This window comes from Sphingobacterium sp. SGG-5, assembly GCF_011043525.1.
GTDB lineage: Bacteria > Bacteroidota > Bacteroidia > Sphingobacteriales > Sphingobacteriaceae > Sphingobacterium.
Map to the genome: position 1 here is coordinate 1 of NZ_JAAKGO010000007.1, position 22,269 is coordinate 22,269.

15 protein-coding genes are annotated in these 22,269 nt (G+C 44.9%); all 15 read right to left on the minus strand.

The genetic code is table 11. From position 1 onward, the window contains the following. On the minus strand, positions 1-636 hold a 636-nt coding region (locus G5B30_RS11900; protein ID WP_165320226.1), incomplete at its 3' end, for a phosphodiester glycosidase family protein. A 42-nt stretch (positions 637-678) separates the two neighbouring features. Then, positions 679-3,024, minus strand: a complete 2,346-nt coding sequence (locus tag G5B30_RS11905) for an alpha/beta fold hydrolase (protein WP_165320227.1) — start codon at positions 3,022-3,024, stop codon at positions 679-681. A gap of 7 nt (positions 3,025-3,031) precedes the next feature. Further along, on the minus strand, positions 3,032-4,159 hold the full coding sequence (locus tag G5B30_RS11910) for an SGNH/GDSL hydrolase family protein (protein ID WP_206367104.1): 1,128 nt from the start codon (positions 4,157-4,159) through the stop codon (positions 3,032-3,034). 41 nt (positions 4,160-4,200) lie between these two features. After that, on the minus strand, positions 4,201-5,214 hold the full coding sequence (locus G5B30_RS11915; RefSeq protein WP_165320228.1) for a DUF5017 domain-containing protein: 1,014 nt from the start codon (positions 5,212-5,214) through the stop codon (positions 4,201-4,203). A 57-nt stretch (positions 5,215-5,271) separates the two neighbouring features. Next, positions 5,272-6,102: a phosphodiester glycosidase family protein gene (locus G5B30_RS11920; RefSeq protein WP_165320229.1), complete on the minus strand. Its 831-nt coding sequence runs from the start codon at positions 6,100-6,102 to the stop codon at positions 5,272-5,274. A gap of 22 nt (positions 6,103-6,124) precedes the next feature. Then, complete coding sequence (locus G5B30_RS11925; RefSeq protein WP_165320230.1) at positions 6,125-7,531, minus strand: phosphodiester glycosidase family protein; 1,407 nt, start codon at positions 7,529-7,531, stop codon at positions 6,125-6,127. A 44-nt stretch (positions 7,532-7,575) separates the two neighbouring features. Then, entirely contained in the window at positions 7,576-8,544 is a 969-nt protein-coding gene (locus G5B30_RS11930) for a DUF5017 domain-containing protein (protein ID WP_165320231.1), read from the minus strand. 46 nt (positions 8,545-8,590) lie between these two features. Then, positions 8,591-10,207, minus strand: coding sequence for a RagB/SusD family nutrient uptake outer membrane protein (locus G5B30_RS11935; protein ID WP_165320232.1), 1,617 nt, complete (start codon positions 10,205-10,207; stop codon positions 8,591-8,593). Between the two features lie 23 nt (positions 10,208-10,230). Then, positions 10,231-13,701: a SusC/RagA family TonB-linked outer membrane protein gene (locus G5B30_RS11940; RefSeq protein WP_240903196.1), complete on the minus strand. Its 3,471-nt coding sequence runs from the start codon at positions 13,699-13,701 to the stop codon at positions 10,231-10,233. A gap of 209 nt (positions 13,702-13,910) precedes the next feature. Beyond that, entirely contained in the window at positions 13,911-15,041 is a 1,131-nt protein-coding gene (locus G5B30_RS11945) for a FecR family protein (protein ID WP_165320234.1), read from the minus strand. Positions 15,042-15,115: 74 nt separating this feature from the next. Continuing rightward, positions 15,116-15,733 carry an RNA polymerase sigma-70 factor gene (locus G5B30_RS11950; RefSeq protein WP_165320235.1) on the minus strand — a complete coding sequence of 206 codons (618 nt, stop codon included), beginning with the start codon at positions 15,731-15,733 and terminating at the stop codon, positions 15,116-15,118. Positions 15,734-15,820: 87 nt separating this feature from the next. After that, positions 15,821-17,029 carry a Gfo/Idh/MocA family protein gene (locus G5B30_RS11955; RefSeq protein WP_165320236.1) on the minus strand — a complete coding sequence of 403 codons (1,209 nt, stop codon included), beginning with the start codon at positions 17,027-17,029 and terminating at the stop codon, positions 15,821-15,823. 414 nt (positions 17,030-17,443) lie between these two features. Then, positions 17,444-18,856 (minus strand): alpha amylase family protein, encoded by a 1,413-nt coding sequence (locus G5B30_RS11960; RefSeq protein WP_206367105.1) that lies wholly within the window; start codon positions 18,854-18,856, stop codon positions 17,444-17,446. A gap of 7 nt (positions 18,857-18,863) precedes the next feature. Further along, a complete protein-coding gene (locus G5B30_RS11965; protein WP_165320238.1) occupies positions 18,864-20,555 on the minus strand; it encodes a DUF5018 domain-containing protein in 1,692 nt (563 codons plus the stop codon). Positions 20,556-20,570: 15 nt separating this feature from the next. Continuing rightward, the gene (locus G5B30_RS11970; RefSeq protein WP_165320239.1) at positions 20,571-22,262 is read right to left on the minus strand and encodes a RagB/SusD family nutrient uptake outer membrane protein; all 1,692 of its coding nucleotides are present in this window, start codon (positions 22,260-22,262) and stop codon (positions 20,571-20,573) included. Between the last annotated feature and the right edge of the window lie 7 nt (positions 22,263-22,269).

Consider the following 22,269-nt stretch of genomic DNA (forward strand, 5'->3'; position numbering starts at 1 on the left):
CCGTCCCCCACAGCTCAAAAACACAATATCCAGGTTATCCATTTGCGCAATGATCTGCCGCGGATGTATAGCTCTAAAATTGGTCACAATGTCCAAAAGACTTTCATCAACCACTTGATGATTCTCGATCAACGGGATAAAAGCCGTCAATGCATCTTGTGCCCCATCTTTCAGAATCTGTTGCGGTGTAGTTCCCGGCGGGTAGGCTACCAACTCATTGTTGGCCTTTATACCTAAAGTATATACCCGGGTTCGTCGGTTTTGCAAAACCTTTCCGTTTTCGATCTGTATGCCAACAGGGAGCAACTTATCCTGTTCTGTCTTCCGCTTTACTCCCATCGAAGCATTAAACGCCAAAGTCACCTTTGTGCGCTCCGCAAACTCGCGTACTGCTTCCCCTTCCAACACCGTACTTTGCGCCAACTTTAGTTTCTTCAACCTCCACTGGCTATCCGTATGCTTTATTCGGGTCAAAAAGTAATAAGTCTCTGACTGTTCATCATAATGTTTATTGTACGAATACCACCCGTCTATGTCTCCTCCGGTCGTTTTTGTGACACTTTTTTGTGCGCTACAACTCGCCGCGATGAAGACAATACAGATCGTGGCGATATACTTCATTTGACTTCTACACATTTTATAGAAATTTGTCTTGCTGTTCATCACGTCTTTTTCCTTTTATTTCATTAAATCCTTAAAAAAGCTACTAATAAGCCCGTACTGATCCCGCGAGAGACGATTGATGTCATGCGGGAACGCCGTATGCAACTGTTGCTCCTTATTATACAGCCGATATACTGATTTTACCGCCGCCAGCACATTATGCAATGCCTTATTATCCGTATGCGGATCCATGTCCGGAGCGACAATAAGTACTGGTTTTGGCGCTGCCACTGCCATTATTTCCCCAAAATCTACTGGTACCTGACCCGGTTGTTCGGCAAAAAAGCCTAAACGGGGTATAAAGCCATGTAAATGGGAGTAGGTCCGAATAGACTCAAATTCCTTATTCGCCGTACGCCAGGGTGAAAAAGCAGCTACGGTCGCTACGGCAGCCACACGATCGTCCAATGCTGCCGTCATTAACGAAACAGTTCCACCGATTGTATTCCCCAATAGAAAAATACGATCACTATCCAGATAGTCCAGATCTTCCACCGCATCTATACAACTTCGCATATCTCGGACCATCTTACCCATCTTCGACCATTTCGGATAACGGCTATAAAAGTTCTTCGCTTCTTCGATCCGTGTACCGAAACCATACATATCGATCGCAAGCACCGCAAAGCCATTCCGTACGAGCTCTGCAAACAATTCTGTCGTCCCTTTCCGGCCATTTTTGTCATAACCTTTAGAAAACCCGGTAGAATACGCATATTGATGGGCATAAATAACAACTGGCATCTTCCCATTTTCACGCACTTTAAAGTTGCCGGCATCATCCGACGGACAGTAAAGCACTCCTGTGATACCGTCACCAAGCGCGGCATAAGGGCTGATGTAAACCATCTTTGCTCCTTTTACGACGGGGCGGGGATTAGTTCCCTCTATCCAGTCATGTTGGGGCCGAGGCCACGTTCCCACATTAATGGCACGTACGCCGGGCGGCTCCTCCCCTAACAACCAGTTTAATTTTGCAATGACGTCTTTTTTGTCTACATTCCATGTCGCCGTATCCTTGTAAGAAGAATGGGTAAGATTTATCTGATCCATCTTCTCGGCCTGTGCCTGTTCCGCTTTATTGCTTTTCAACCAGTCTGCATAATCGTATGTGTAATACAGATGGTTTTGCCATTTTTCATCACGGCGTTTAAAATAGGTATCCAAAAAATCGATGGTCTGTTCCACATCCCGTGCCGGTACCGAAAGATGTGCGCCCATTCGTGTATGTACGCCGACATGGTCTGAGGCATTCATGAAATCATATACCTTCTTGACCGAGTAATAATTCTGTTCAATAGACCAAGAATTGAGCCCTTTTTCGAGAATGGAATAATGAAACAGTAAGGCTCGGGGCGCTACTAATGCGGCTAATAAATTCTGGTCCACAGGCAACTTCTTCTCCCTACCGGAGAAAAAATTCAACCGCGGATGGAACCAGTGCCCATTCCAGGCCGTCACATAATCCAACGTTTCACTCGCATACTGCGGATCACAATACCGCCAAGGCATATCCCCACCTGTACTCGAACTGCTCGACACCACGGCAGCGATACGTTCATCGAAAGCCGCTGCCCACAACGATTGCTTTCCATTTCGCGAATGTCCGGTAATGGCGATTTGGTCGGTGTTTACTTCATTACGCGTAAATAGATAGTCGATGACCCGCGATGCTCCCCAGGCACGTCGTGCTAACGCCGTAAAATCGTAATCCGGATAGAGGTACATATAAGCATCCGTATCGTCTTTCAAATCCGCCCCGGCATACACACACCCGATATATCCACGCTTCACCGCCAGCTGCGCCCAATCTCGATGGTTCCATTGCGTCATAAAAACGGGATGTTTAATTGGCTTTTCAGGATTTGGAATGAGCAATTCGAACGTCATCTTTGCTTTTTGTTCCGGACCAAAGTTTAGTTGTATCATCTGAATCCGTACACCTCTCGCAATCGTATCCGACAACACGGTAGCTTTGACATTCTTTGGCGCTGGTGGGAAATGACCCGATACCCAATATTGGTATTGTTCTTTAATCCATTTCCGCTTCTCCTGCCACTGTGCCAGCGTGGTAATCGGAATCTCCTGGTCGCCTTCATACGTCATCAAAGGTTCCGGCAACATCGGTACAGATTTCATTTTCGCGAAATCGGGAGGAAGCTCTCCACTACGTTTGAGCCAATCCTTCCATGTACTGTCTTGTATACTGACTCGTCTCGTATTTTCCCGAAAAAGTTGATCGATATTAATCTGAAGAACCTCTCCGAGATAATGTTGTCGCCGCTTTAAGTCTTCCTGTGCCCAAAGGCTTTCACGCATAAAAAGACTGACGATAATCCCTATTATAATTGTCCAACGCATATGTTAACTATTTTTCTATTGATGTACCAAGGATCTCTACCAATCGGGGTTTGATCACCTGGATCATCCGATCAAAACCCAAATCGTTGGGATGTGTCCCATCGACCGAACCTTCATGATCATGGCCGAGAAAGTCATCTGCCGGAATAAAATAGAGGTTTTTTACTCCTTTTTGGAGCAATTTGACCATCTCTACCTTAACATTCGCGTTCTGTTGCCTGACACGCTCGCCCGATGCCAGATTGAAATATCCCCTTTCCCGGATCACACTTTGCATTACGATAATTGGGGCGTTGGGATGTTTCTTTCGGATCGTCTCGACCAGATAGGCTGTCCGCTCGCTAACCATTTTTGGTGAACTATTCGGTATACAATCCAGCACAAATGCATCCACATCAAAAGAGGCGATCATATCGGCTACACTTTTCTCCATCTTGGCACTGCCTCCCATTCCCAGGTTGAGAAAATCCATTCCGGTTTCCCGCGACAGCCGGGCCGGATAAGCCATGCCAGATCTGCTGGCAGACGAGCCCTGCACAATGCTGGATCCATAAATAAGCACCCTTTTCTGAAAGGGATAGGCTCCGGCCTGCACCGTCGAACCCTCGTCGACACCGACTTCCAAGCGAGTCGTCTCATCATACAAGGGTAGGTACAGAAGGCATTCCTTTTCCGCATTATCCATTCCGCGGACAATGGTCGTTGATGCACAGGTCTGACCTTCACGAGGCCGCGCTACTCCGGCATACTGCCAGCGTCCATCTTTCTTGATATACAGATCCAGTCCCCTATACGCCACACTGGTCATCGTCGCGGAAGCTACTGTCCCTGCCGTACACCATTTCGCATATATTGCCGGGCTATTTGTCTTAAAGGAAACGGCCAATCCACCGGATTGTACGACCCGCTTTTTGACCGCTGCCGGCAAACCGGCAAATGCATTGGTGTCTACCCGATGGAATATATTTTCGGTGGAAGCGACCTTGCCGACAAGGGTGAGATCTTTCGCCGGAGTATAGGCGATTTTGGGACGTTTCTGCGCGAAGCCGAATGTAAATAGGGATAGCATGATCCCTATTCCGAAAAACGACAGCACGTGCTTTACATAGTTTATATTACCTTTTTCTTTATTCATATTCGAAATTATCTATCGTTGAAAACGCACCGTAAAAGGGCTTACTCTGGGATATTGATCGTCACAGACTTCGTCACACTTTCACCCGTTCCATCACCTGTGGTTAATACAAATACGCCATTATATTCGCCCGGACCGCTGTAATTGAATGCAAAAGTCTTCACAGCAGGTTGATGGCTCTGCTTCACCCGAAGCGGACGATCGGGCTCAATACTAATATCTGTCATCGTTATCGGCGCGGCGATCGCCCAACATTCTGTTTCTGTATCCAAATGTTCCATATTATCGGTCACATTGCCGTGGTTCCCCCGTAACGTGAGAGTGGTAGCGCTGAGTGCATTTCTACCACTACGGAAATTACCAATTTCAACAAACTTAAATCCCGCTTCCCCAATTGTAGTGGACAATACAATTGGGGCTTCCCCTTCCATTCCACCGCTCATTGTCCAGTTACGGACACGGAAAGCCGTATATATATTGTCAAGCACACCATCTACGACCTGATTATGTGTAATGTGTCGTGCGGCCAGATAAAGCGGTTTCCCCTCCTCGGTCAAGTCCGCAATGTTCACAACGCCCGATTCGTGATATACCGAAGATCCCGACTCAAACGGTGAGATCGTAAATCTATCGGTAATATTCTCCCAGTGGGCCGCACGTATATCGGCCTCCTCGTCGCCTCCATTAAAATCTGTTGAGGCCATAATCGAGAAAACGTCTACGTCGCAACCCTGATCTCCGTAACTACAGTTGGATTCAAAGGACAGATTCAATTCTTCCAGCTCCTGAACACGACCGTCCCGATATTCGTAATTTCCACCAATGTCTCCCGAAAAAAATGAAATATTAAGACCCTCCGTACCGCTCAGCTGGAATGTGACCCGCTTTTTGGGGTTGCCCTCCGTATCTACGCCATCCTGAACAGTATATTCGACCACCTCAAACTCCGTCGATATTTTGTCTGTGTCGCCACTTTCTTTTTTACATCCCTGCAGCATCAAAAATCCGACGCTCATGATGATTAATGTCCGATAAATAAATGTGTAGTATTTCATAACCTGTTTTTAATTTGATGTCAATAATTATATAACGCGTTGGTTTTCTTTAATTTGTTAATTGTCTTCCATAACATACAGAAAATTAGGACGCAGTCTTTCCCGGGTTCCATTGTTATCGATTTTTTTCGTGATCAGTTGATCTTTAATGACTGTAGACGTACTGCCACCACCATCTAAGTTAAAGGCAAATTTCACCCCCAATTCTTTCAATATCTTCATCATCTCTTTTGCGGTCATTCCATCGCCGTCGAACCCTCTTCCTCCACAGCTGAAAATCAAAAGATCCAGATTATCAAATTGGGCAATCACCTGACGAGGATGCTTTACAGCCGAATTGCCCCTTATGGCAAGCACTTCGTCCGATACCCATTCATAGTTTTCGATAAGCGGGTAAAAAGCCGTAAGCGCTGTGTTGGTTCCGTCGTCCAGGATATCCTGTGCTTCTGTACCGGGTGCATACGCCAGCAGTTCATTATTATCTTTGATCCCCAACGTATATGCCGTCGTATTCAAATCCTGAATGATCTCACCGTCTATGATCTGGACGCCCGCGGGCTGACGCTGATTATCGGGAAGATCATCCAAACCCTGCGAACCATTGATCGTTACCGCCGTTTTGTTTCGTATGGCAAAGGTTCTCGCCGTCTCCCCCTCCGGTCTGTTCGCAAATTGTGTCCGGAGCTTGATGACATTACCACGGTCATCTTTATGTTTTATCCGGGTAAGATAATAGGTCGTATTCGACTCTGCGTCATGCGCTTTAGACAGTGTCAAATATTTAGCAAACGCCCATTCCGATTTATCTTCGGGTGTGTTCTCGGCTTTACACCCCATCAAAAGGAAAAGACACACTGAGAACAATACCTTCTTTCTTATCTGTTTCATCTGTTCTTATTATTTATTACATCTACTTCACGTAAACTATACTTCTGACTGCTCGTTGTACACCTCCGCTTGGAAGATTAACCAGACCGTTGATACCATGATCCTTGACAAACATCGTTGTGGAGCCACCACCATCGAAGTTCATCGCATTGCGCGATCCCAACGCCTGTAGTGTCTTTGCCAATTGCTCTGTTGTGACACCGGTAACGCCATTTCCGGTATCTACAGCCACCATAAACACACGCTTACCATCAGCTGTCACGCCCAGCCCTGTCCTTGCAGTAGACGAAAGGTTATGCGGATTATCGGGATTCACGATATCGATCACCCCGTCAACGACCAGCATCGGCCCGCACACAATTATGTTCTCGGCCTCAGAAACCGGAATGGCAGCAGCCACCCGATTCAGCGTGCCTCCGCTGGTTCCCAATCGCCTGACCGACGCCACATTGTTGTGTATAAGTAAAGCTGCATTTGCAAAATGTACGCTGACACCTGAAGTATGACCTTCCTGTACGGTTTCTCCATTGATTCTTATATAGGGATCCTTATCCACAGTTTCGCCCAATGGAAAATATCCCGCATTGATACCAGCCATTGCACCATAGTTATTGCACATCGTCACTGTAGCGGCATTGGTGGTCGAAAAACCGATTCCCAACGTGTTAGACGCGTTCAATGTGACGTCCAATATATGTACCCTTCGTGTCGTTGAACCAAATAAGGTGAACTCACCGGTTTTGTAGACAAGCCCAGGTCTTGCCGTATGTGTCGTCCAATTGTATGTGGCAACCTTATTTTGGTCAACATCCACATCAATATTCAAAGCATTCGACACCTCACCGAATTTGGTCACTGTAATATCCGCATTCGTAGCGGCCCCCAAATTCGGAGCTATCACAGTCAGCGTGGTCTTTGTTGCCTCAGTTACAGTCCCCTCTATCGTTCCAAATTTCACGATATTGTCCGCTTTATTCGAACTAAAGTGTGCTCCGGCAATGACCACCGTAGAATTATAGAAACATGTCGGGGTCACGGAGGTGAGGAAAGGGGCAGTGTTGCCTATGTAGTAAAAATCAACGGTATTGGAGGGTAGGCTCGACGCAAATACCCGTACACTTGCCGTTCTGTCTGAAAATCCCTGAGGCGCTTCCACTTCTATTTCCGTGTCCGTCACTGAAATAACCGTTGCCTCTACGGTACTAAACCGGATTTTTACTTTGGAACGATCAACCCCAAAGCCAGTTCCGGTTATGGTGACTACATCACCCGCTTCTCCACTCTCGGGTGACAAAGCGGTGATAATAGGATCAGAAAGAAAAGAAAGGTCTTCTTTATACACGTCCTCTTTATCTCCACAAGAGATGGCAAAAAAAGACAGGGTCAGGATAACCAGTATATATCGTAAAAAACTCAATTTATTTCTCATTAATATCAGTATTAAAATTTCATCTCAATGTGTGCTACTATTTCTTACGGAACAATGATATCCAGCTCTTTTACAACTTTCGCTTCACCTTTGGTGGTAACATTCGATGCTACAAAAGCAACTTGGTAGGTACCCGGTTTATCATAGACATACGCATATTCTTTTAATACGGGATCAATGCGGCCTTTTATACCTGTCGGTCTATCCGGCCCCAGATCGATCTCACTCTCCATAACAATCGGTGGTGCCACGGCCCAAACTCCTGCCATAAAAGGAATGTTCTCCGGAAGAATATTTGCACGGAACCGCAAACGGGTAGGCGCAGTAACCGTACGGGCTGACCTACCTGGCGTGGTAGCGTCATCAGGTCCAAAATGATACAAAGGCAAAGCGGCATCCCTTTGGTTGACCACCGTTCCTACGCCTAAAAGCGTCTGTGCATTTACTTTAAATTCGTGTATATCCCACGTTGTATATCCTTCGCCTACAGCTCTGGGCGGAGTAATATACTTGAACGCGATGTACAATGGTTTTCCGGAAACCAACAGGTCCGAAATATCCGCGCTCGTCGTGGTACGTGCCGTAACATCCTGCGCCTTGGGTATGGCAAACCTCGCTGTAATATCGGTCCACCCTTCTCCTGTTTCCGTCACCGTACCGTCGAAACTGTTCGTGGCGTGCACTGACAACTGATTCCAAGCGGGATCAGGATTGTCAACCAACGTAGCCATGTATTCAAATGACATCGTTAGTGCATCCACACCTATTACATGTCCGTCGCGGTACGTGTATTCATGAAAAACCTCCCCCGAATAAAAGGAAATAAGATCGGCATTACCTTCCAGGTTAAATACAATCTGTTGTACTGGGTTCCCCAAACTATCAATACCGTCTCTTACCACATAGTCGACAATATCGAACGAAGGTGCCTCGACCATTAAATCGCTATCCTTATTGCAGCCGGATAAAAAAAGCAGGCAGGATAATATCGGATAAAAATACGTTGCTTTCATAATCCTATATTTTATAACTTCAATATTCATGATATAATTTTTAGCGTTACCAACCCGAATTCTGTACCAGTTTTCTGTTCAGATTCATCTCACGCGTAGGTATCGGAAGTAACTTATGTCTACTGGTAATCATTCCTAGTGCAGTCGCGACATTTCTCGCCTGCTCCGAAGGAACCGAAGGTTCGGTTGCTGTCAGATAAAGGTCAGAGAGCGCTCGCATAGAGGAGATGTAAATCCCCCACCTTATCAAATCGAATTTGCGCAAACACTCGAATGCCAGTTCCCTAGAACGCTCATCCTGAACAGCCAATAGAAAAGCTACCTTGTCCGTTTTATCTTCATCCGGCAGATCGCTTACAGGATTAGGCACCAGCAGATCACTATCCGTATAAGGAAAGCCAAATGCCCGACGACGCACCATATTGAAATATTTAACCGCGTCGGGACTCGGGCCGTTAACTTCATTTTCTGCTTCCGCAAACATCAACAACACATCCGAATACCGGAGTAACGGAAAATTGATCGGCGTATACCCCTGCGATTTTGGTAGAAACGTTTCTTCGGATCGCCTGTATTTACCGGCATAACGTGTCCAGATCGCCGTTTCGGCAAGCGGTGATTCATTGCTTGATGACGACGGGGAATAAATAAACGGAGCGAGTGTTCGGTCTCTGCGCGAATCTCCTGCTTCATATAACTGATAAAGTCTTCCCGAACCCCATATATTAGCGTTACTTACTCCTATTTCTGTACTCGTGGTATATATGCCCATATAGTTCCCCAACATACCTGCCTGCCTCGGCCGATCGGTACGGTTGCCATAAAATTCTACTTCCCAGATGGATTCTTTAATATCATATTCGTCTGCTGCCAATCTTCTAAATACATCGTCGAAAGAGGGATTCAAGGCATGTTCGCCAGAACTGATGACAACATAAGCCCAATCTCGGGCATTCTGGTATTTCGAGATATCTTTAATCGGCTCGCCTGCCCAATATAGATACACCCGGGCAAGTATTCCGGCAACAGCAGATTTGTTAACCCGACCACCGAAGCCCACTTCGGTAGCGGTAGGAACAAGCTCATAGGCGGCTTCCATGTCCTTGGTAATCTGTTCGTAAACCTGCGTTGGAGGAGCTTGTTCTATGTCATTGAAATCGGGCGTTTGGGTTGATCGCAATGTCAGCGGTACATTCCCATAGTTGGACACTAACAGAAAATAGTAATACCCCCTCAAGAACATCGTTTCTCCTCTTACGATTTCTCTTTTGGCATCGTCCATATCAGCGCCGTCCAGTTTTTCGAGCATCAGGTTCGCGAGGTTTATACCTTCATACAAGGCTCTCCATAAATTGGCGACATGGGTCGCACTGGGGTTATATAAAAACTGTCCGGGCAAGGTGCGCTCTGGTCCTTTGCGGTAGAGCCCGTCATCACCTTCCGTTCCCATAAAGGTAAAATATGCTGACGAATACAGCGGAGCTCCATTCCGTGTATCGGACATCTTGTTATAAATTCCGACCAAAGCGGTATTTATCTGTTCTTCATTTTTATAAAAAAACTCAGGGGAAAGAAAATCTTCCGGCTCGGTATCCAGAAAACTTGTACAGGAACTGCTTATTAAAAGAATGAATAATGCGAATAAACTCTTTATCTTCTTCATGATGTCTTTTTTAATAATCCTTATTATAACCTTGCTCTAAGACCAAATACTACCGTTCGGGCATGTGGATAAGCCGAAAAGTCAAATCCGGGAGTAAGTACGGTATGACGGACCGATACTTCCGGATCCATTCCGGAATAGTTCGTCCACGTCAACAGATTTTGAGCGGCCACACTCATCCGAAGCGACTGAATCCCAATCCCGCTTGTAATCGACTGCGGAATGTTATACGCCAGCATCACTGTTTTCAGCCGCAGGTATGAGCCGTCTTCTATGACACGGGACGAGATCACCTGCGGTCCGCCGCCTCCCGCGCGGTGTATGGTATTGCTCGGGTTTTCCGGCGTCCAACGGTCTGCCCAGCTCGCATATTGATTGAAATGATGTACATTGGTGATATTCCCTTCGAATATCAGACGGTTGGCATTCAGTAAATCATTTCCATAAGACCATTGGAACAGCACGTTCAAATCAAACCCTTTATAGCTGAAATTATTGGTAAATCCCCCTATGTGCTTCGGCAAGCCGCTTCCGATTACCGTCTTGTCACTCGCATCGACCACACCGTCTCCATTCAAATCTTTGTACTTGATGTCTCCCGGTTGAATAGTGGTTCTTGAATCGCCATTGTCCGGAACATTCAGCTTTAATCTATACACCCCGGGGGATATTTCATCAAAGTCACTATACTGATAAACACCATCCCATACAAGACCATAGAACATGGCTGCAGGTGCTCCCACCTCAGCGATATACATCGGCTCTTGCGCCATTCTGGTGACAAAAGAACTCATTGTGGAAAGCATGTTTGGCTGATCTTCGTTCAATGCCAGTATCTTGTTTTTGTTGAAACTGATATTGAAGTTACTTTCCCATGTAAAATCTTTGCTGCGGAGGTTGACCGTATTTAAAGTAAATTCCAACCCCTGGTTGCGCACACGTCCTATATTTTTATATGCCGTGCTATACCCTGTCGTATAAGGTATCTGCGCATTCAGCAACAGATCATAAGTTGTCTTACGATACCAATCGAACACAAAGTTGATACGGTCTTTGAACAAACTAAGGTCGTAACCAATATCAAATTGTGCAGTACTTTCCCATTTCAGATTCGGATTGCTCAAACGCTCCATATTCAGTCCGAAATAGCGGACATTGTCAAAAGAGTAGCTTGCCAGATCGTTCCATTCGGCAGAAGCCAACGGTGCAAAATCACTGACACGGTCATTGCCCGTTACCCCATAACTTATCCGGAGCTTGGCATCAGAAACAGCAGCAATATCCTTCACGAAACCTTCTCTCCCCATATTCCAGGCAAACGCTCCGGAAGGAAAATACCCCCATCTGTTATGACGCGGAAACTTCGACGAACCGTCTGCCCGCATGGTCACGGTAAAAAGATATCTGGACTTATAATTGTAATTAAAACGCCCGAAATAAGACTGTAGTCGGCTTTCGCTTGCACCGATAGAGTTTTCCAACGGAAGACCCTGTGCCAGTCCATATAGTCCCAATTCTTCGTTGGGAACTTGTATGGCGGAGAAACCATCTAATGTCTGGCGTCTGCTTTGATGGGTCATACCCACCATCGCTTCTATACGATGTGCCCTATTGATCCTTTTTTTATATGTCAATATATTCTCGTTCAACCAATCAAGACGATTATTATTCCGGATAGAGCCGTTAACACCATTGATATTATTGGGACGCAAAGGTGTTCCTCGTACGGTTTTGCTATTGTAAAAAGCATTGTTACGATACATCACACCTGTCAAGCCACCTGTTACTTTCAGTTCCAGATCTTTGGTAAGATCATACGTGGCATAGGCATTAGCGGTAAAATTGTTCGTCAAACGTTCACGCAAAGTTTCTCTTGCCGATACCAAGGGGTTGATACGGAAGTCGGAGCCTTCATCATCCACATCTTCGTCGACAATATCGTCAAGTATATCACCCAACTCATAGTCAATATCTCCTTCTCTTCCGGTCACAGGGCGGTAACCCCAGGTAGAATAGAGCAGATAGCCGCTGATCGTTGTAGAAGAAGTAGCGGAAGTACGCCCTAAAATCTGGCCGTAGCCCTTTTGATGACTGTAATTCGCATTCATTCCGACCTTGAATTTTTCATTGATGGTCTGATCTAATGAAAGTCTGGTCTGATAACGCTTATAGCCGGTATTGAGGATAATGGCATCCTGATCGTAGGCAGATCCGGAAATAGAGTATCTTGTCTCCTGTGTTCCCCCTCTGATCGAAAAATTATGTATCTGAGTAAGGCCCGTTTTAAACAATTCGTCCTGCCAGTCTACACCGGGTATATTTCTGTAGGATTCCAGTGTATATCCGCCTGGGTCATAGGAAGCATGCGATGGATTCAAGTCTGCGGGTGTATACCTCGCCAGACCCGTGTTGCCGTAGCGCTCTACTTGATATTTCACAAATTCATATGCGTTCAACATCTCCATCTTTTTAGGCGTTGTCTGTGGCCCGACGGATGAGTTAACGGTAATTACCGGACGGCCAATCTTCCCCTTTTTTGTTTCGATGACAACGACACCATTTGCTGCCCGAGAGCCATAGATCGCCGTTGCGGACGCATCTTTCAATACCGTTATGGACTCGATATCATCGGGATTTATACCGGCAGTCTCGGGTCCGTCCACCGCGAAACCGTCAATGACATATAACGGCGAATTGTCCTGCGTTAAAGAGTTCGCTCCCCGGATAACGATATTCATTCCTTCTCCCGGTTGCCCGTCCTCCATCGAAGAAACCTGCACGCCAGCCACCCGCCCGGCCAATGCCTGATCAAAGGAAGCTACTGGTGCCTTCATTAGATCTTCTACATTGACCTGACTTATCGAGCCGGTAAGATCTTCTTTCGCGACCGTTCCGTATCCAATGACGATAACCTCGTCCAAATCTTTTTCCTGTTCGGCCAAGATAACCGGAATGATTTCTCGGCCGCCCACCGCCACTTCCTGCGTATCATACCCCACAAAGCTAATGACCAATATCGCTCCGGAGGGGACAGTTGGAAACTGGAAAGCTCCCTCTTCATCGGTAATGGTGTGGCTTCGGGTGTTTTTGACGATTACTGTCGCTCCATGCAGCGGCCTCCCGGCAGAATTTTTTACCGTTCCAGTAATCGGGGTTTGCACGCGTCCAGGCGAGACGACGGCCTTCTGTGCTTTATCCTTCATTATCTTATTGACAATGATGGTATTCTCTTTTAGCCGAAAATCGAATGGTAAGTCTTCCAATGTTTTATCCAGTGCCTTTGCAAGCTCAATATTGTCGATATCGATGACTCTGATCTTAACATCTTTAATTTCATTGTATTTGTAAAACAGATAATAGCCGCTCTGTCGTCCCAGATCTTTTAATACATCTTCCAACGCGACATCTGTTCCTTTGTAACTGACTTTCTGGGAATATGTCCTGGCACTTACGAAGAACATGCCCAGAGACATAAATAAAATGGTTAGTTTCATCAGTCGTAAAATTTTTGATAAATAAATCTTACGGATAGGTATTTTACCTAAACAATTTAAATTCATACTTTTGTAAGGTTTAAATAAGGGATCATGATCTGCAATTATCATTTTTTTCCGATTTGAACTCCTTATCAGATAAGGATGAAGCGGGGGTGTTGGTAGCACTTCCGCTTTTTCATGTCATTTTTTCTGCTACGTCATTGCATTTACTTTTTGTGTCCAACAATTAATTTTCTACCTTCCAGTGTAGTCGCCACGTTTCCTTCTCTTAATATTTCGAGTACCTTATGGATATCTTCACTTCTTTTTATGTCACCTACGAATTCGTCGGCGGGTAACTCATTCTCATAAACCAATTCAATATCATACCATCGGGCGAGCTGACGCATCAACACAGGCAACTTTACCCGCTCAAAATGAAAGATACCTTCTTTCCAGGCCAATGTCGATTTTAGATCTGCTACAGATACCCTATCATCACCGTCCTTTTGTGTTATCATTTCATAACCGGGGCGAAGGACCTGAACAGCAGACCCACCTGTGACTCTTACACTTCCTTCGACCAGAGTCGTCTTCATCAACGGTTCGTCATCGTAAGCATTGATATTGAATTTTGTGCCCAGTACTTCAACTTTTTGTTGGCGGGTAGAGACCCGAAAAGGGCGTTTTTTATCATGAGTCACCTCAAAATAGACTTCACCGGTAATTTTTACCGTTCTTTCATCAATCGGGAACTGTGTCGGGAAGGAAATAGAGGAGGCATTATTTAACCAGGCCTTGGAACCGTCAGGCAAAACGACCTGATAGATGCCTCCTTTAGGTGTTTGAATGGTGTTATACGTATTAGCAGAAAGTGCCTTGCCCGCTTTCACGTCAAATACAACCATCCCTTCTTCTGTTTTCTTGATTTCAAAACCTTCCCCCCGTTTCAATATGCCTTTTTCCGAACTTGTCAGTTCGATTTTCTTGCCATCGCTCGTCGTCAAAATGGCTGTATTACCTCCCGGCAAGATGACGTCTTCGTTTTGGGCATACTGCTCTGTCGATGCGAAGAATGGCATAAGAGCAAATTGATATATAGCAAATGATCCGAAGATAAAGGTGGCGGCGGCTGCCACACGCCACCATTTTACAAACTTACGGACTTTAACGGGCCTTTGTTTGGCGATCTCATCCCAGACTTCCTCCTTTATCTTTTCTTCGTCATAGGAGGTTGAGGAAGAATGTTTATCCAGGTATGCCGCATACCAACTCTCCACTATATGCGCTTCCGTTGGGGTACACTGACCTGATATATATTTTCGGATTAATTCCTGAACTTCTTTTTTTTCTTTCATAACGGGGTTATCAACGCCTTGTATATAGAAGACATTTAACTATACCCTCGGGTAGTAGAAAGAAGTAAAAAAATTTAAAGAAATAGGGAAATAAGATAGGCTGTTGGATAGCCAATTGAAGCAATAATTCCCCAGGTCAATAGCGTATCAAGCTTTATACGGAGGATTTTCAGGGCGTTGCTGACCTGTTTTTTTACGGTTTTATCGGATAAGCTGAGCTGTTCGGCAATTTCTTTGTAAGTGAGCAGGTCGTTTCGGCTCATTTCAAATATAACCCGCATTTTATCGGGCAAAGAAGCCACTTGCTTGTTTATCTGTTCCTGAAGCTGCCGTTCTCTCAGCAAATGGTCGGTACAATTCTCGCCTTTTTCGAGGTAATCGCCTAATGATTCCAAATATTTCATCCGGACTTTCCCTTTTGCCATAAGATTAAGCGTCTTGTTACGGACCATAACAAATAAATACGCATGCAGGGAAACATTAATATCTTGTTTGCGCAATTTATCCCACAATGTTATAAAAGCCTCCTGAACGATATCCTTTGCCATATCCTCACAGGAGGTCATGGTCAGCGCATGGCGAAATAGCCTTTCCCAATACAACTGGTAAATCGCAGAAAACGCACCATCGTCCCCCCTTTGAAAGGCCGACAGCAGTTCAAGTTCGTTATATTCGTTATCCAAGTGACCCATGGTAGTTCAATACAAATAGTTGTTCCCAAAATTTCTAAAAACTTCTTATATATAGACTACTCTTTATATTATCTTTCTGTTAAAAAACTACGTATTCCAGAACTGAGCGCATCCGGTATGGGCGGCTTGATTGGCTAAATGTACGGCAATAGCATTGGTTTTTCCGGCTTTAATATTCGCCAACGGTTCCTTTCTCGTATGTATACTTTCTGCAAAACCCATTAAAGCATAAGCCGTAGGGTCCAAATTTTTTCCGTCCGGGCTACTAAATTCAATTGGCCTTTTCTCTCCCTGTCCCCAAGATTCTACGGTCGCACGCGTTACGCCATCTACCGTACCCAACGTTTTCTTCGTCGCCTCTGCGTAAATATACGCTTTTGATTGTTGAATTTCAATCGTACCTTTTGTTCCTAATATACGTATAGAGTAACCGCGGTATGCGTTACTCAAAATCGAGCTCACACTAGCCTTCACTCCATTTGGATATTCAAAGATTGCACGTATATTATCATAGGTATCTCTGCCATCCTTCCAGTAGTCTATTCCGCCAACAGCCACCACACGTTCCGGATGCCCACCGGTAAACCAATTCACAATGTCAATTTGATGGGCACATAGTTCCGCCATCAGTCCGCCCGAATATTCTCTATACATCCGCCAATTGATCTGACGTTCCAACGCAGGGTCCGCAACAGGTCGCCTCCAATCTGAATTACGATGGTATTGACATTCATATTGCATCACATCACCCAGCCATTTTTGGTCAAGGATCTCCGCAATTTTATGATAAAGCGCAAAATACCGGTATTGAAAACCTACCTGAAAGGTTAATGCAGGATATTGTTTTACTTTTTCTTCCAGCAATAATGCTTCTACGCTGCTATACGTCATCGTTTTTTCCAGATAGACGTGTTTCCCGGCGTCCAAAGCAGCAGCAGCAACCGCATAGTGTAAATGTAAAGGCAGCGCAATAATAACGGCGTCGACCTGTTTATCGGCTAATAACTGCTCATAATGCTTGTAACCTTTAGCCCCGGCCTCCGCTAACGCCAGACCCTTTCTTAAATGGTCTTCCATAACATCGCAACAGGCTACAATACGGAGTTGAGGAAGTTTTTGTATGATACTCGCAATCCCTGTTCCGCGTTGCCCCGTACCAATGATGCCCACACGCAAAACAGAATTATCCGGTCTCAAAGTATAGGGGTTAGAAAGGACATCGCTTGGCTTGAGCAGCAGACCTGCAAAAGCGGCAGCACTGGTATTCAAAAATGAACGTCTAGAGATATGAAACATAACATCAGGTTTTAAAACACGAGCACTATTCGGCTCAAAAGCATAGTGTACGTACACGAATGTACGTATTAATTTTTAAAATTAAAGAATATCTGAAAATAAATACAGGGCAATCGGGTCTTCATCATTTTTTTGCCACCGCTCATCCTCTCCGTCGCTGCCGCGACATGGCCCTACTTTTTTTCCGCAAAAAAGATAGGCAAAAAACTCGCCGCTGTACCCAGATGCTACAATGGTAGTGCTTCCTCCTGCAACCCGCAGCTGGCTAAGGCGGCATTTTAGCCCAACGGAGAGCTTGTGCTACCTGCATAACGCAACACCCGATTGCCCTGAAAATAAGTGAAGCGAGTACATAAAAAAAGAGCTTCCGTTTTAAATAGGAAGCTCTTTTTCAAAAGGGTAATGAGGATCAAATTATTCTTTCTTCAATCCATTCTCCAACGCATCCCACAAACCTTTCTTTAACGGATTATAGCGAGGCACGGTGACATGACAGACGTCAAAGATCATTACCCCACCATTTGATCGGTTGTACATATACCTGATGGTTTTACTGATATCCTCTTCTGAGTCGAATACGACATTGCCCACATCGATACCGGAGTAGACAGGCACTTTGTTACGAGTGATATATTCTATACCATTCATTGAGCCCTCAACACTCCACCAGTGATATTTGAGATGGGCTGTTGCCGAATTATCTTTTAGATAAAGCTGTTTGTAATAATTTCCGGAGAAAAATATGTCAAGCTGCTCGGCATAGCCAGTCTCTTTATAGCCGGGGATAGCAAAAGAAAATGTCAACTCTTCATCATAAAACGGATCGTATGTTTCGCTAGCATAATTATTTCCCTGTTGGTAATACGAACTATACCATGCCCCTGAATAGGCACCGAGGCCTACATTGGGTGCGACGGCTTTCAGTTCCTGCCGTGTCCGGGCAAAGAAGTCTCGTAATACTTTTGCCCGAAAATAAAGCCACTTTTTATAGTATTTGCCTGTTGCGTTGGGTTCGGCATTACCATTGACCACTTTCCACGAACTCACGATATCTTTTGGAAAGTCCATAAACTTCGCCTGGCTATCATTGTACTTTTCCTCTAAAAAACGCACGAATAGTTCCTTACTCAAGTCCGAAAAGTCGGCATCAATACCTCGATACCGACAATAATCCAGCACAATACCATCTGGTTGGAATTTGGCAGCCAGCTCCTTAATGATATTGATGGTCAGCTCCTGCACCTCATCTGCTGCAGGGTTGAGAAAGAAATTGCCACCAGTCGCAGAAATCGGCACCCGCTCTCCCGAGGCGTTTACAACAATAGATTCGTATTGTTTAAAGGCAGGATTATTATACACATAACCCATATTTGCACTGGAATTCCCGTATACGAAAGTATTGATACTAAAGTAGATTTTCATCTGTCGGCTCCGGGCTTCATTGACCATGAATTCTACATAATCCGGAAGCATAGTATATCCTCCATAAGAGGATAACTTTTGTGTATATGTAGATTCATACAGGGTGAAACCCGTATTGTGCTTCACATCAAGAACCAAACCATTCACACCAACATACTTCAAGCTATCCAGAATCAGTTTGATATCTTCCTTGTCTCTAAAACGGCCGGGGCCCTGAAAAATATTGGCCTGAGCATCCACCCACACGAAGGCATCATTACCTGGAGTCCAGGTTTCGATCATCTCGTCGTCCACCGGCGGAAGGACGGTTTTGGTTTCTTTTTTACAGCCCTGAAAAAAACCACTCAAAACTGCAACAAGCATTAAAGCCGATATATTTAACATGTTTATATTCTTTGTGTCCATAATATTTTTAATTAGCCGAGTAAACAGTAAACTCATGCGCCCATATACCATATCCTGTATGCAGCATATAGACCTGCATACGATCTCCTCCATCCGAATAACCTACCGCAATATCCCCCGTTCCGGGGCCTGTCGTTGAGAGTGGTGCAATCAATGTTTCGGAATTGAATACATTGAATGAAGCATAGAGCGAAGAAGAGCTTTGTGTGCTCAACATCTGTGGATTAGTGATATCAAACATCGACAGTCCCATTCTTCTCAACGTATAATTAGAAAAATACCTTCCCAAGAAAGCATAGGTCGCATTATTGAATCGGCCTATTGCCAGCGCATTCATAAAGGTTGTATTTCCACGACCTTGCAGACTAACGGCATTGATCTGCGTATTGGTCGTCGCATCCATATAAGAGAAATCGTTTTGCTGTCCCAACAAATAATTGGAAGCCACAGAAGGATGGATATATTGGATTTCAGGGTAATAACCTATATGATTACCAGCCATACCACTCATGGTAATCACTGTAGGTGTCTGCGATACCAATACACCATTCTTAACTTCCCAACGATAGAAAGCTTTTGTCACGGAAGCCGGCGAAGTAATGATCGCATCGCCATCCAGATCACCGGTAATGTTCAGACGTCTTCCCGTACTACGATCTGCTACAGGCAGTTCGGCACTCGCATTCGTCGTGTTGATCAACAGCTCGGGATCATCATCAAATACATCTGTATATTTATAAATACGGATATTCTGCCCATACGCCGCTCTGTTCACAGCCAGCAATTTACCTGTCTCATCAGCCACCAATTGATTAGACTGACTCAATGCGCCACTGCTTGCTGTAAATGGCATATACATATCCCGCACATATTCTCCAGTAAATCGATTGTACACCCTATATCTGGAATTACCCGTCGTACCCGTTGTGGTAATCACCAAATAATCACCACTCACGGCAATACAGCTCTCCTTATCACCTGTAAAATCCCACTCTGCTCCTTCTTTTAACCACAAATTGCGATGGATCCCAAAACCATAAGACAGCCTTATCGGTTCCATCAGGACGATCTTATACTCCTTTTCCACATTTCCCGGAGCCGATATGGTTAAGGTTTTCGGAGTATTCAGGTCAAGGACAGCACCCGATGATATAGAGGCCGTCGCATGCTTATTGATCGCGAAAGTAAGTGTAGTCTGTGACATATCAAGTCCCGATAGCACAAAGAAACGAAGCTCATCATTGATCAGAATGCCATCCACCTCCTGTGTAGTACCATCCAGATCGAAGCTGATTTTGGAATCGGAAATACTCGTATCACCTACCTTTTTAGCTTTGATCACGTATTTTTTTTCCACGCCTGAACCCGAGACCACATAAAAATCAAGCGGCTTGGTCAAGTCCATCGGCTCGCCAAACCTGACCGACGCCATCGCATCCGAAGAAATTGTAGCCCGCACAATGATCTTGGACAAATCCGTTTCAAAATCGCTGTCTACCGGATAATAATAAGGAATATCGAAGTAAATTGTATCGTTACTATACCTCGGCTCAAACAGCCTGGCAGGTCCCGAACCTTCAATATTTGCAAAAATGTCCGACAGGACACCTTCTGTACCTCTTTCGATCACAACATCTTTGTCACAGGAACAAAAGATAAGGAAAGAGAGCAGAAATATATAAATAATGTTCCTTTTCATGTTTTCTTAAATTAATTACCAACCTTGAATTGGCGTTATACCACTGTTTCTCTGCGTTTCAGCAATAGGAATAGGCAAATAGTACATTCTACCCACAAACTCCCGATCTTTGGTATCACAAACTACTGTCTCATAGATATACCCACTGCCCGGGTTACTGATTCTATGTCCCGTAAACCGAACATTGTTCAGTTTGATATGTGCCTGCCGCCATCTGCGCAGATCCCAATACCGATGCCCTTCAAAGGCCAGTTCAACGATTCGTTCATGTTGTAATGCTTCAAAGAGTTGTTCTTTCGTATTGGCTACGACATTGGGGAGCCCTCGCTTATTGCGGAGGATGTTCAAGGTGTTCTTTCCCTCGGTCAACCTGTCTGAAAGAATCTGTGCCTCACTCAATATCAGCAACACTTCCGCATACCGTATTTCGTGCCAGCTTTTTGTACTTCTGTTCTGTATAAAATCAACATTAGACTCATCCAACAATTTTTTAGCATAATAGCCGGTCACTGTCCTCGGATCAGAGGAAGTTCCCATCTGTACAAACCCGTCTGCACCACCGTCTACGGTCGTATTCAACGTACGCCCCTTCCATGTCGCACCGTTGTAGAGAATAGTCGCATAAAAGCGAGCTTCCCGGTTGGCATAAGGATCGGTCGCATGTGCTGGATTGGCCCAGTTGAATTTACTTCCGTCCGCCATTTCAAATGCATCGACCAATTCGGCTGTAGGCACACCATAGACGAGTGCTTGTCCCGGTGCATCACCCGGAGGCACAAAACCTAAATCATACAGGTGCGTAATAGATGGAGCTACATAATCTATGCGGAAAATAGATTCTTTATTGTCAGAGGTGTTAAAGATTGTCGTAAAGTTACTCTCCAGATCATAGTAACCTTCATCTGCCAGAGCGACTACATCTTGTGCAGCTGCAATAGCATTTTCATAGTATTGTTTAGCTTTACTGTGATCAATACCTGTTTTAGGATCATCATTGTACAGTTTTTTGTCAAATTCGGCGACTGAAGCAGCTTGTATCCATGTTCTGGCCAACATGGCCAGAGCAGCACCTTTGGTTGCTTTACCCTGAAAAGCCGTTACCCAGTTTTTGGGCAGATGTTCCGCAGCAAAGGCAAAATCCTGTGCGATAAAATTCAGGCAATCATCTTCAGAGGATCGATCATTTGTCAATGAAGTATGTCCTTCTATGTTATCAATAATGACAAAACTACCGTGTATACGTGCCAGCCAGAAATAGACATAACCACGGATAAATCTGGCCTCTGCCTCATAAGCCGCCTGTTGTGTCTCTTCGACCTTCGAATAGTTTTTCAGTCCATATAAAAATTCATTGATACGACGTATTCGTGTATAAGCACTAGCCCAATAGCTGATCCCGGGCGAGGCTGCAGAATAGCGCGAAGCATCGGAGGCCAGTATATTGACTGTACCTCTCCCAGCGGATTCGGAGGTATATTTCATGAGATCCGCCAACGCATCCGTGGCATTGTCCGTCCCGACGAAAGAAAGACTACCAAATTCAAATTTTCTAAACTCTTCGTAAAGTCCGTTCAGATAAAGCTCAATACTGTTTTCGCTATCCCAAACCACTTCTTCGGTATACCGATCTGTAGGCACCAAGTCTATGGAACAAGAACCTACGAAAAACGACAGGGATAATAGATATATGATTATTTTCTTTTTCATAATTTAT